The sequence below is a fragment of the Pinirhizobacter sp. genome, assembly GCF_036499745.1.
Classification (GTDB): Bacteria; Pseudomonadota; Gammaproteobacteria; order Xanthomonadales; family Rhodanobacteraceae; genus Pinirhizobacter.
In genome coordinates, this window is sequence record NZ_DASYDG010000034.1 from 20,627 (window position 1) to 32,706 (window position 12,080).

A 12,080-nucleotide genomic window follows, 5' to 3' on the forward strand; every position below is an offset into this window, starting at 1 on the left:
ATGGCGACCACTCTCAAACCCGTTGACGCGGTCATTGTCGGTTTTGGCTGGACCGGCGCCATCCTGGGCCAGCAACTGGCCGACGCCGGACTGGAAGTGCTTGCGCTCGAACGCGGGCCCTGGCGTGACACGTCCACCGATTTCGCCACCGGCTTCGCGCAGGATGAGTTGCGCTACATGTGGCGGCACCATCTGTTCCAGAACGTCACGGACGACACGCTCACCATCCGCAACAACACCAGCCAGACGGCGCTACCGATGCGCCACCTGGGATCGTTCCTGCTGGGAACGGGCGTGGGCAGTGGTGGCGTGCACTGGAACGGGCAGATCTGGCGCTTCCTGCCATCGGACTTCCTGACCAAAAGCCACAACGAGCAACGTTATGGCAAGAAGTCCGTCACCGACTACGACCTCACCGTGCAGGATTGGGGCGTTACCTACGAAGAACTCGAACCCCACTACAACGCCTTCGATGTGCTCTGCGGCACCAGTGGCAAAGCCGGTAACCTCAACGGCCAGATCCAGCCTGGCGGCAACCCGTTCGAAGGCGCACGTTCGGCGGAATATCCCACGCCGCCGATGCAGCAAACCTACGGACCGACCTTGTTCGGAAAAGCCGCTGCGGAACTGGGCAGGCATCCATTTCCCCATCCTACGGGGAATTTGTCGCAGCCTTATGTGAACAACTTCGGCTCGCAGCTGGGCGCCTGTACCTATTGCGGCTTCTGCGAGAAGTTCGGCTGCGGCAACTACTCCAAGGCCAGCCCGCAGACCACCTTGCTGCCTTACCTTATGGCCAAGCCCAATTTCACCCTTCGCACCGAGAGCGAAGTGCTGAAGGTGGAGTTGTCGCCGGACAAGAAGCACGCCACCGGCGTGACGTACGTGAACAGTGCGGGCGAGGAATTCTTCCAGCCCGCGAACATCGTGATCCTTTCCTCGTACATCCTGCAGAACGTGCGCCTGCTACTGCTCTCAGGCATCGGCACGCCGTACGATCCCGCCACCGGCCAGGGCGTGGTGGGTAAGAATTACGCCTACCAGACCATGTCGTCGGTGAATGTGTTCTTCGACGACAAGCTGATCAATCCCTTCATCGGCGCCGGTGCGCTGGCCACGGTGGTGGATGACTTCAACGGCGACAACTTCGATCATTCGGGGCTTGGCTTCATCGGCGGGGCATACATCGCCGGGATGGTCACCGGCGGCCGTCCGATCGAGATGATCTACACGCCAGTGGGCACGCCGGCATGGGGCAAGCAGTGGAAACATGCGGCCGCCAAGAATTACCTGCGATCCTTCAGCCTTAGCGTGCATGGCTCGTGCATGAGCCATCGCGGCAACTACCTGGACCTGGACCCCACCTACCGGGATATCCACGGCCGGCCGATGCTGCGCATGACCTTCGACTTTACCGACAACGAACACAAGATGTCCGATTACCTCACCGATCGGGCCGCGGAGATCGCCAAGGCGATGAATCCGCGTGAGATAAAATTGAACCGGCGTGTCGGCTCATGGAGCGTGGTGCCCTACCAGACCACGCACAACACCGGCGGTGCGATCATGGGCGATAGCCCGTCCAACAGCGTGATCAACAAGTTCTCGCAAAGCTGGGATGTGCCCAACGTGTTTTCGATGGGCGCGGGAGCGTTCCCACAGAATGCCGGTTATAACCCCACGGGCACCGTGGCAGCGCTGGCGTACCTGTCGGCGCAGGCGATCGTGCAGCAGTACCTGAAACATCCTGGCCCCCTGGTACAGGCGTAGATGCCATGCGAATCCTGATCCGTGTCGTACTGGTACTGATCGTGCTGGGCGTGGTTGCCGGCGCCTTCATGGCCTGGAACCTTGGCCGTGCCGCAGCCTTGCCATCGCAACCTGCAACGTCGGTGGCGGCCGCCAGCATCATCACCCAACCCATCGCCGACGGGCCCAACGCCGAGCAACTGCGCCGCGGGCAGTACCTGGTACGCATGGGCGATTGCCTGTCGTGCCACCTGCGCCCAGGCGGAGAGCCGTTCGCCGGTGGCTTGGGCCTGAACACGCCTTTCGGCGTGATCTATTCCTCGAACATCACCTCCGACCCGACCAACGGCATCGGCAACTGGACACCAGAGCAGTTCTACAAGGCCATGCACGATGGCATCGGCGGGCGTGGACAGCATCTGTATCCGGCGTTCCCGTACCCGTGGTTCCGCAACCTCGAACGTGCCGACGACGACGCGCTGCTTGCCTACCTGAAGACGACGAAGCCGGTGGCGTACCAGCCCCCCGGAAACGATCTTATCTTCCCCATGAACATCCGTTTCATGGTGTCGTTCTGGAACGTATTGGCCCTGCGTGACACACCGAAGTCGCAGGCACCGGCAAACGCACCGCCCGACTGGAGTCGCGGTGCGATCCTGGTACGCGGGCCCGGGCACTGCAGCGCATGCCATACGCCACGCAACCTTCTTGGCGCCGACAAGAAGGGCCACGACCTCCAGGGTGGACTGCTCGATGCGTTCTTCGCGCCGGACCTCACGGGCAACCAGCGCACGGGCCTGGGTCGCTGGAGCGTGGATGACATCACCCAGTACCTGAAGACCGGCCGCAACAAGCTCGCCTCCGCCGGTGGCCCGATGGGCGACGTGGTGACCTATTCAACTTCCCTGATCACCGATGAAGACCGTCATGCCATCGCGGTGTACCTGAAGTCCCTGCCGGCAAGCCCGGACGCCGAGATCGCCGCCGCCGAGCCCGTCGCCATGAAGCGTGGCGCGGCGATATTCTCCGACGCGTGCACCGCCTGCCACCTGGAAAACGCCGTCGGCCAGCCGACACTGTTCCCGCCGCTGGGCAACAATGCCGTCGCGCAGCAGAATGATCCTACCGGCGTGCTACATATCATCCTGGCTGGCATGCGTGTGGGCCCATCGCCGACGCGTCCTTCGCCATTGGCGATGCCCAGCTTCGCCTGGAAGCTCACCGATCAGCAGGTGGCGGACGTAACGACCTATGTACGCAATAGCTGGGGCAACAAGGCGTCGCCCGTGAAAGCCGGCGAGGTAGCCAAACTGCGCAAGCAACTGGACCTGGTTAACGTTCGGCTTACCGACAACTCGGGCGACCAGCCGTGATGATCGCCCGCCTTCATGCTGTCATTCGCCGGATATTTGCGCCGGCATGGAGCACACCGTGAAACGCGTCAATGGTTCGATTATCGTGGCAAGCATCGCTTCCATCGCGGCGATGCCATTGCTGGCCATGGCACAAGCCACGACACCCACGCCGTCCACTGCAAAACCTGTCGCGCCCATCCGGGCCGTGCTTGAAACACGGGATGTCGATGGCGCACCGGGCAAGCAGATCGTGCTTGGCACCGTGAAGATGCCGCCCGGTGCCGTGGCCCCCTGGCATACCCATCCGGGTGACGAAGCCGGCTACGTGCTTAGCGGCACCCTGGTCCTGAAACAGAAAGGCCAGCCCGACCGCACCTTGCATGCGGGTGATCACTTCTTCAATCCCAGCGGCATGGTGCATGAGCTTCTCGCCGGGCCGGGTGATGAAGGCGGCAGCGAGGTCTCCACCTGGGTCGTGGAGAAAGGCAAGCCCATGGCGACTCCTGCAGCCCAGCCTTGAGTTTTCCCGCCTTTCTTCTCACGTCGCTTGCGGTGGCCATTTGTTGTGAAAACGTGACGAAGTCCGACGGTTAACGTCGTGCAATGCGACGCACGACACAAAATGATCTGTAACCAGAATAGCCGTCCGAACGAACTCAAGGTGCCCCTCCCCCTGGGGTTCACTTGGAGGCACCACCATGCAACTTCGATCATTGGCCGCCGGCGTCGTGCTCGCGTTCTCCGCCGTGTCGGCTGCGCACGCGCAGCAAGCAAATTCCTTCGACCTTGGCGTCGGTTCTTATGTCTACGTGATGTCAAACGATATAAAGGCAAACACCGTTGCCGTGCTCCGGCGCAGCTTCTTCGGCGGCCTGGACAAAATACAGGTAGCAGCCACCGGCGGGGTTGGCGTGGGCGTGGGTACCACGGCACCACCGCCGGATCCGCTGGGCTCGCAGAATGAACTGCTGGCAAGCCAGGACGGTAAGTGGCTGTTCGCCGTGAACGCCGGAAGCAACCAGGTATCGGTTTTCTCCATTCGCCGGGGCAGCCTTGCATTGCAGGACGTGGTGTCATCCGGCGGTGATTATCCGGTGAGCCTGGCCCAGCGTGGCGACCAGCTTTACGTGCTCAATAGCGCCAATGAAGCCAACATCGCCACCTTCCAGATCGGCCGCGACGGCCACCTGCGGGAGCTACCTGGTTCGTCCCGCTTCATCGGAACCGACGTACCGCTTGCCGGCAACCAGCCGAACGTGGGCAATACCGCAGCCCAGCTTCAATTCTCGCCAGATGGAAAATGGCTGGCCGTCACGGTAAAGAATTCAGCAGGCAAGGGGTCGATCGAGCTTTTTGCCACAGCACGTGATGGCAGCCTGGCGCAAGATCCGGTGACCACCCCATCGCCCGATGCGTCGCCGTTCGGCTTCGCCTTCGACGAAAACGGCCATCTGCTGGTGAGCGAAGCGGCGGCCTCCGCGGCGTCCTCGTATGCCGTGCAGCGTAATGGACAACTCTCGCCGATCTCGGCCTCGGTCGCCAACGGACAGGCAGCCGCATGCTGGCTGGCAACGTCCGGACACTTTGCGTATACCGCCAACGCGGGCGCCAGCACGCTAAGCGGCTATCGCGTGGATGGGTCCGGCCACCTGCAGTTGCTGTCGAAGGACGGAGTATCAGGACGCCTTCCCACCGGCTCCGCACCTACCGACACCAAGATCTCGCGCGACGGACGCTTCCTGGAAGTGCTGACACCAGGCACGGGAAACATCAACACGTTCTTCGTGCTGGGTGATGGCCACCTCGTGTTCCTCGGTGACACACCGGTGTTCCCCGCGTTGTCAGGCATGCAGGGCCTGGCAGTGACCAACTGATGTAACGACCGGCCGGCTGGTCAGTAACGACAGCCGGTCGGAAGGTACTTCCGCGGCATGCTCATCGTCCGGTCGCAGGTCCAGACGATGGAGCCGGATGACGTCACCGCCGATAGTTTGATGCCGCTTCCGCGGATGGCTGCGTTCGTCTTGGGCATGTCGAAATTGATGATCACTTTGCCCTGCTGGCTACGGGCATCGACCATGCTCACGTAAGTACCCTGGATCTGGCCTTCAATGCCGCCAACATCGTTCTCGGGCGGGAATTCACCGTGGTTGGCGTAGTACTCCTCGAGTGTCGGTCGCACCCCATCGAACAGGGTGAACCCTTCGGACACCTGGGCGCGAATCACATAATCCTGGTAGGCCGGAATGGCGATGGCTGCAAGGATGGCGATGATCGCAACCACGATCATCAGTTCGATCAGCGTGAAGCCACCGCTCAAGCGGTTCTGAGTAGTCATGATCAAGCACCTGGTTCCCCCCGGAACGTGCCGCCATGTTATCACCCGGGCGGTACGCGGAACCTCTACTGCACCACAATAATCCCCGCGAGCGAAATTCCTTACGAAATGAAAGCAAAAGGTAATGGAGGGTCGAGAAGATCGGGCCATGCCATTCATCCGCCAGGGAGCAGGTTCATGACCGACCCGATCGAAAGCCGCGTGTTCGACATCATCGCCAAGAGCGCTGGGGTGGACCGGGAAAAGATAACGGCCGAAACCACGCTCAAGGACTTGGGCCTAGGTTCGCTCGACGCGATCGAGGTGATCTTCGACATCGAGGAAGCCTTCGACATCCACCTGCCGGACCAGGATGCCAACCTCGACGCCGACACGGTATCGGGACTGGTGACCGCCGTACGCCAGGCGGTGGCCTCGGCAACACCAGCCACCACGTGAACGCAGCCGACGGCGATCGCCAGGTGGTCATCACCGGGATGGGCGCCGTCAGTGCCCTGGGCTTCGGCGCGGACGTCTTGTGGGACGCCATGAAAGCCGGTCGGGTCGGTATCGCCCCGCTGCTACACCCGCGCGCGGAGAGCCTTCGCGTCCGGGTGGCGGCCCAGGTCCCGGACTTCGATCCAGCAAGCTTTTTTGACGAACGGACGTTGCCGCTGCTTGACCGTGTTTCACAGTTCGGACTTCTTGCCGCCAACCAGGCCGTGGGCCAATCCGGGATTCGTTTCGACGAAGCCAACGGCGCACGCACCGCCGTGATCGTCGGTACCGGCGTGGGTGGCGAAACCACTCAGGATGCTCAAAGCGAGAAACTCTACGGCGAGCATGCACAGCGCCTGCATCCCTTGACCATCGTCCGCATCATGGCCAATGCGGTGGCCAGCCACATCTGTGTGCGCCACGGCATTACCGGGCCGTCGTTTGCGGTGTCCAGTGCATGCGCATCAGCCAACCACGCCATTGCCCAGGCGGTCCTGGCCATCCGCAGCGGCCTGGTGGACGTCGCCATCACCGGGGGCACCGAAGCGTGCCTGAGTTACGGGGTATTCCGCGCCTGGGAAGCCATGCGTGTGCTTTCCGACGATACCTGCCGGCCGTTCTGCCGGCAGCGCCACGGCCTGGTGCTGGGCGAAGGCGCCGGCGTGTTCGTGATCGAATCGCTCGCCCACGCCAAGGCTCGTGGCGCCGATGTCCTGGCACAAATCGCCGGGGTGGGCATGAGTGCCGACGCCGGCGACATCGTGGCACCATCGGATATCGGCGCCGCCCGGGCCATGCGCGCGGCGTTGGCCGATGCGCGGATGGATCCCGCCGAGGTGGATTACATCAATGCCCATGGGACAGGCACCCTCGCCAATGACACGACCGAAACCCGTGCCGTCCATCTGGCGCTTGGCGGCGATGCCATGCATCCGGCGGTGTCGTCGACCAAATCCATGCATGGCCATGCACTGGGTGCATCCGGGGCGCTGGAACTGATCGCCGTGGTGGGGGCGCTTGGCGAAGGCGTTATTCCCCCCACCATGAACGTGCTCGATCCGGACCCCGCCTGCAACCTGGACATCGTGTTCCATACCGCGCGCGAAGTGCCGGTGCGCGCGGCGCTGTCGAACTCGTTCGCCTTCGGTGGCTTGAACGCCGTGCTTGCGCTGCGGGCTTAAGCGGCCACCACCTCGAACGGCCGCATCATCTCGTTGGCCTCGTGCTCGGCCAGGTGGCAGTGCCACGCATAGCGGCCGGCGAAACCATCGAAGGTGGCCACGATGCGCGTAACCATGCCCGGGTAGGCTTGCACTACATCTTTCCAGCCCTGCTCGTGGGCAGGCGGCGCCTGGGCAGATCCAACGTATTTCAGGTTCTTCGTCTTGATGTATTCACCCACGTCGTACGGACGACGGTCGAGGATCTGAAAGCGCACCAGATGCAGGTGGATGGGGTGGGTGTCCTCGGTGAGGTTCACCAGGCTCCACATTTCGGTGCTGCCAAGCTTTGGTTTTTCCGTGACTTCATCATGCCAACGCTTGCCGTTGAGCAGCATCAGCATCGGTGTTGCCACGCAATCGCTATATTCATCAAGGGTGAGTTCACGCGTCTTGGATGCACTGGCCTCGGTCACGCGCGGAAGATCACGCAGCATGTCGGGCACTCGGCTGTCATCTTTCACTTCGCCCTGCCCCACATTGAACTGCATCAGTGGCAGCGCGTCGTTCATCAGCTCAACCTTGCTCCCCCGAAGCGATGCGAAGTCGATGACGATGTCGGCGCGTTCGCCCGGTGCGAGGAATATAGCCTTCAGCGTTGCCGGCGCTGCCAGCAGGCCCTGGTCCGAACCGATGACCTGGAATGGACGGCCGTCTTTCAGGCGAAGATGATAGAAGCGTCCATTGGCCGAGTTGAGCACACGCAGGCGGTAGCGCCGCGGCTCTATGTCGGCACGCGGCAGGATGGCGCCATTGACCAGGGTAAGGTTGCCGAATACTTCAGGCACCCACGGTGCGTTGGCATCACCGGAGTCGGGGTAGTACAGGCGGCCGTCTTCACGCAGCAGGCGGTCGGCGAGCACCAGCGGGATTTCCTGCTCACCCGAGGGCAGCCCGAGGGATAGCTCATGTTCGTCGCGCAACAGGTACAGGCCGGCCAGGCCGGCATACATGTTCAGCCGGTTGATGCCCATCGCATGGTCGTGGTACCAGAGCGTTGCCGCGTCCTGGATGTTCGGGTAGTGGTGGGTGCGCGACTTGCCCGGCACATACCAGTCCTCAGGGTAACCGTCGTCCTTGTGTGGCGCCTTCGCACCGTGCAGGTGAACGATGGCGCGTACCTCGGGCTTGTCGGCCTCGGCGCCGCAAATGGCATGGTCGACGGGAAGGAAGTGCTTCAGTGGCAGGGCGTTGTCCCACGCCACCTCGATACCCTGCCCCGTGCGCGCTTCGATGGTGGGGCCAGGATAATGCCCGCCATAGGTCCACAAGGTGGTCGGTGCCAGGTCACGATGTAGTTTCTGGGACGTCTGGGCCATGCGGATGCGCAACAGCTTGCCGGTCTGCGCGTGCAAGGTGGGCGGGATCGGCAACGGATCGACGAAAGGTGCAAGCTTGTTCGGGTCAACAATACCGGGCAGGTGCGTGGTATCGCCCATCGGATGCATGCATAGCTTGTTGCCCACCTTGCCGCTGGGCATGGCGTGCATGGCCTGCATGTCATGGGCAAAAAGCCGTGGCGGGATCACTCCCGCCGCGGCTGTCCATGCCGCCGCGCGCAAGAAGCGGCGACGCTCGGTGGAATCAACCATGCCCACCCGTTCCGAACGGCCAGGTCGGCCAACCGGAATGATTCTTCGGCTGCCCGGTGGATTCGTCAAGGATCAGCTTGCGATCGAACAGGCGCGGGATGAAGAAGTCGAACATGTTGTCCAGGCGGCCGGCGTGGGCGTCGGACGAACCACCGCCGATACGCTTGCCATTGAGCCAGTTGTCCTCCACGAAGTGGATGATCGAACTCTGGTCGGTCTGCGTGTGGTCCACGTGGTTCTCGCGGGCCCACGGCGACACCACCAATAGCGGCAGGCGGGGACCAAAGCCGCAGCGACCCTGCGCCGGCTTGCCGTCGATGCCGGCGAGCGTAGCGCGGCCATTGCAGATGCCGGCGCCGTTCACCGCGTCGGTGCTGCCCTTCGAGGCATTCACGTGCGGCGGATCCTGGTGGTCGTACCAGCCATCGGAGTCGTCATAGGCGATGACGACCGCCGTGTCCTTCCACTCGTCGCTGCGCTGCAACGCATTGATCACGTGTACGACAAAGGTTTGTTCGTCAAGCGGATCGGAATATCCCGCGTGGCCGTCCTGGTAGGCCGGGGCCTTCAGGAAACTTACCGCCGGCATGTTGCCTGCGTCGACGGCAGCGTAGAAATCGTCGATGTCATAGTTGTGGTTGGCGACATCGGTCTTGCCGATCATCGCCACCGACGACGGACGGGCATGCGTCGGGTTGGCCGTGGACGGGTAATACTGGAACGGTGCGTGATGGGGGCTGTAGTCGTTCGACGTGGTGTTGGTTACGGTCGAGAGCGTGCGGCGGGTGCAGCCGGTGCTGCCATCGGGATTGGTGCGTGTGGTATCGAAGCCACCCTGGAACCAGCCCCAGGTGATGTTCTTCGCGTTGAGCAGGTCGCCAATGTTTTCGCCGCCCATCGTTACCTGGTTCGCCGTGGGTGACGAGCAGATGTCACCGATCGGGTCCGGATCGCCGATCATGGTCAGGCCACCGTTGCCGTCGTCGGTTTCGGCGCCGGTGCCGTTGAGCGTATCGATCACGCCATTGGTCTGGCCGGCGACCAAATTCACAGCGCCGGGAGACGACGGGCCGAACGTGGTGCCGTAGCTGTTGTCGTTCAGCGCGAAATTCTGCGCGTAGTTCCAGAAGGCGGTGACGGTATTGCCGTCGTAGTAGCCCATCACCTGGCCCTTGCCTTCCTCGGAGGCGTCGCCACCGGGAAGCGCCTCACCGTGGCCGGTGAAGAGCGGGAAGAGATCCATCTTGCCGCCGTTGAAAGCCTTCTGCTCGTCGGTGTAGCCGTGGTCCTGATCGGCCGTGGCCGCCTGCGCGCGCTCCAGGCGGAACGGGTTGACCGCGGCGTCGGCGTTGAGCGGATTGGCGGCGTTGGGGTTCTTCGTCAACAAGCGCCGGGACAGGCCATTGATGTCGGGTGTGAACGGACGGGCATAGAATGCCGGCTCGCCCCTGGGGTTGGCGGCATAGGGGTAGGTGCCGAAATAGTGATCGAAGGAGACGTTCTCCTGGAAGATCACCACCAGGTGCTTGATCGGGGTGGCGGTACGCGGCTCGTTGCCGTGGCCGCCCCAGCCGAATCCGAGACCGGCGGCCTGCGTCTGGGCGGGAACCGAGATCGGTTGCTGCGCGGCGGCGATGGAGGCGGCGGACAGGGTAAGCACGCAGGCGATGCCGACGGCCAATGACTTGCGCATGACGAAGCTCCTCCGAAGAATAGTGGCCCAACGGCAATGGACCGCATCCCCTGTCATGCGGTCCTTCGGAGCCTAAACACCTGTGATGACAAGCAGGTAACAGCTTCGTGCCGGGATTTGCCGCGTCTATGTCAGTTTCGATACTGGCTTGGAGCCGTGCCCAGCAGCCGCTTGAACATGGTGGAAAACGCCGCAGGGCTCTCATAACCCAGGTCAAGCGCGATGGCGGTGACGGGCTGGCCGGCGGCAAGCCGTGGCAAGGCGACCAACAGGCAAGCCTGCTGACGCCATTCGCCGAAGCTCATCCCGGTCTCCCGCCGGAATGCCCGCGTGAAGGCTCGGCGCCCCATGCCAAGCGCATCGCTCCATTGCTCGATGGTGTCGTGCGGCGCGGGCGCTTCAAGGAACGCATGACATTTGCGCGCAATGGCCGGCGTGGACGGAAACGGCACCGACAGGGGAATTACCGGAGCACGGGCGAGCTCGGTCACCAGCAAAGTCATCAGTTGTCCGTCGCGCCCTTCCAGGTCGTACTCCCGGGGCAGCTCACAAGCCTCGACCAGCAGGTTGCGCAGCAAGGGCGAAACCCCGAGCACGCGGCACTCATCTCCCAGTGCCGTGGCCACGGAGGCATCCACCATCACACTGCGCGTGCTGACCGCGCCAACCATGCGCACCGCATGCGCGGTGCCCGCCGGGATCCATACGGCACGTTCCGGAGGCGCCACCCACGCACCAGCGGGGGTACTGGCCACCACCACGCCACTGGCGGCGTAGAGCAACTGGCCGCGGCGATGGGTATGAGTGGCAAGTTCGAGCGAAGGTGGGAAATCGTTCCTCACCGCCACCACCGGACGGGGCACGCTGTCAAAATCGTTGGGGTCGATCCGGGTGAAGGGCATTGTCCCACTCGCGCATATGAATGGCCTATCCGAGGATGCGGGACGGGCCGAACGAGCATATTCTCTTCATAACAGCTCAGGAATCCCCCGCCATGTCCACCCCGATCGCGGAGCAGCCGCTCGCTCCGCCAGCGCCCGTTGCCGCCGAAACTGCTGCACCGCTCGTCGACGCCGTATCGCCCATGGGCGCAGCCAGCAAGACCGTCTTCAGCGTGATCCTGGCCATCAGCTTCTGCCATCTGCTCAACGACATGATGCAGATGCTTCTCCCCTCCATGTATCCAAGCCTCGCGTCGGGATTGCACCTCACCCTGGGCCAGGTCGGCGCCATCACCATGGTCTATCAGCTCACCGCGTCGCTTCTGCAGCCTCTGGTCGGTCTCCAGGCGGATAAGCGCCCCGCGCCGTTCGCGCTTCCCGGCGGCACCATCTTCTCGCTGCTCGGGCTGGTGGTCATATCCATGGCGCGAACTTACGGCGTGGTGCTGGCCGGGTCGGCGTTGCTCGGCATGGGCTCGTCGATTTTTCATCCGGAATCCTCCCGCGTCGCGCGCATGGCCGCCGGCAAACGCCACGGCATGGCGCAGTCGTTGTTTCAGGTGGGCGGCAACGTGGGCTCCGCCATCGGGCCGCTCGCCGCCGCGCTGGTCGTGGTGCGCTACGGGCAGTCGAGCCTCGCTCTTTTCGGATTGCTGGCCCTGCTGTCATTCGCCGTGTTGTGGAATGTCGCCGTTTGGTATCGCGACCACGGTCT

The 12,080-nt window shown here is 63.1% G+C and carries 11 protein-coding genes; 7 read left to right on the forward strand and 4 right to left on the reverse strand.

Annotated features, from left to right (window positions below; genetic code table 11):
• The 4 genes from VGM61_RS13265 to VGM61_RS13280 all read left to right on the forward strand — a co-directional run bounded on the left by VGM61_RS13265 (position 1) and on the right by VGM61_RS13280 (position 4,978).
• On the forward strand, positions 1–1,770 hold the full coding sequence (locus tag VGM61_RS13265; RefSeq protein ID WP_331523309.1) for a GMC family oxidoreductase: 1,770 nt from the start codon (positions 1–3) through the stop codon (positions 1,768–1,770).
• A gap of 5 nt (positions 1,771–1,775) precedes the next feature.
• Positions 1,776–3,122, forward strand: coding sequence for a c-type cytochrome (locus VGM61_RS13270; protein WP_331523310.1), 1,347 nt, complete (start codon positions 1,776–1,778; stop codon positions 3,120–3,122).
• A gap of 58 nt (positions 3,123–3,180) precedes the next feature.
• The gene (locus VGM61_RS13275; protein WP_331523311.1) at positions 3,181–3,624 is read left to right on the forward strand and encodes a dimethylsulfonioproprionate lyase family protein; all 444 of its coding nucleotides are present in this window, start codon (positions 3,181–3,183) and stop codon (positions 3,622–3,624) included.
• 178 nt (positions 3,625–3,802) lie between these two features.
• Positions 3,803–4,978: a lactonase family protein gene (locus VGM61_RS13280; RefSeq protein ID WP_331523312.1), complete on the forward strand. Its 1,176-nt coding sequence runs from the start codon at positions 3,803–3,805 to the stop codon at positions 4,976–4,978.
• Positions 4,979–4,998: 20 nt separating this feature from the next.
• On the opposite strand, the gene VGM61_RS13285 is transcribed toward VGM61_RS13280, so the two are convergent.
• A complete protein-coding gene (locus tag VGM61_RS13285) occupies positions 4,999–5,442 on the reverse strand; it encodes a pilin (protein ID WP_331523313.1) in 444 nt (147 codons plus the stop codon).
• 177 nt (positions 5,443–5,619) lie between these two features.
• Between VGM61_RS13285 and VGM61_RS13290 the strand changes: the two genes are divergently transcribed.
• Positions 5,620–5,880: an acyl carrier protein gene (locus VGM61_RS13290; protein ID WP_331523314.1), complete on the forward strand. Its 261-nt coding sequence runs from the start codon at positions 5,620–5,622 to the stop codon at positions 5,878–5,880.
• Entirely contained in the window at positions 5,877–7,100 is a 1,224-nt protein-coding gene (locus tag VGM61_RS13295) for a beta-ketoacyl-[acyl-carrier-protein] synthase family protein (RefSeq protein ID WP_331523315.1), read from the forward strand. The genes VGM61_RS13290 and VGM61_RS13295 overlap by 4 nt, the downstream gene beginning before the upstream one ends.
• On the opposite strand, the gene VGM61_RS13300 is transcribed toward VGM61_RS13295, so the two are convergent.
• The 3 genes from VGM61_RS13300 to VGM61_RS13310 form a co-directional block, all read right to left on the reverse strand.
• Complete coding sequence (locus tag VGM61_RS13300) at positions 7,097–8,731, reverse strand: multicopper oxidase family protein (protein ID WP_331523316.1); 1,635 nt, start codon at positions 8,729–8,731, stop codon at positions 7,097–7,099. The two genes, VGM61_RS13295 and VGM61_RS13300, sit on opposite strands and share 4 nt — an antisense overlap.
• The gene (locus VGM61_RS13305; RefSeq protein WP_331523317.1) at positions 8,724–10,424 is read right to left on the reverse strand and encodes an alkaline phosphatase family protein; all 1,701 of its coding nucleotides are present in this window, start codon (positions 10,422–10,424) and stop codon (positions 8,724–8,726) included. The genes VGM61_RS13300 and VGM61_RS13305 overlap by 8 nt, the downstream gene beginning before the upstream one ends.
• 131 nt (positions 10,425–10,555) lie before the next feature.
• A complete protein-coding gene (locus VGM61_RS13310) occupies positions 10,556–11,326 on the reverse strand; it encodes a helix-turn-helix transcriptional regulator (RefSeq protein ID WP_331523318.1) in 771 nt (256 codons plus the stop codon).
• Between the two features lie 92 nt (positions 11,327–11,418).
• Here VGM61_RS13310 and VGM61_RS13315 point away from each other — a divergent pair.
• On the forward strand, positions 11,419–12,080 hold a 662-nt coding region (locus VGM61_RS13315; protein WP_331523319.1), incomplete at its 3' end, for an MFS transporter.

Excerpts from the sequence above, each read along its gene's own strand:
- VGM61_RS13265 (WP_331523309.1), top strand. The coding sequence starts at position 1 with ATGGCGACCACTCTCAAACCCGTTGACGCGGTCATTGTCGGTTTTGGC.
- VGM61_RS13270 (WP_331523310.1), top strand. The coding sequence starts at position 1,776 with ATGCGAATCCTGATCCGTGTCGTACTGGTACTGATCGTGCTGGGCGTG.
- VGM61_RS13280 (WP_331523312.1), top strand. The coding sequence starts at position 3,803 with ATGCAACTTCGATCATTGGCCGCCGGCGTCGTGCTCGCGTTCTCCGCC.
- VGM61_RS13285 (WP_331523313.1), bottom strand. The coding sequence starts at position 5,442 with ATGACTACTCAGAACCGCTTGAGCGGTGGCTTCACGCTGATCGAACTG.
- VGM61_RS13290 (WP_331523314.1), top strand. The coding sequence starts at position 5,620 with ATGACCGACCCGATCGAAAGCCGCGTGTTCGACATCATCGCCAAGAGC.
- VGM61_RS13300 (WP_331523316.1), bottom strand. The coding sequence starts at position 8,731 with ATGGTTGATTCCACCGAGCGTCGCCGCTTCTTGCGCGCGGCGGCATGG.
- VGM61_RS13305 (WP_331523317.1), bottom strand. The coding sequence starts at position 10,424 with ATGCGCAAGTCATTGGCCGTCGGCATCGCCTGCGTGCTTACCCTGTCC.
- VGM61_RS13310 (WP_331523318.1), bottom strand. The coding sequence starts at position 11,326 with ATGCCCTTCACCCGGATCGACCCCAACGATTTTGACAGCGTGCCCCGT.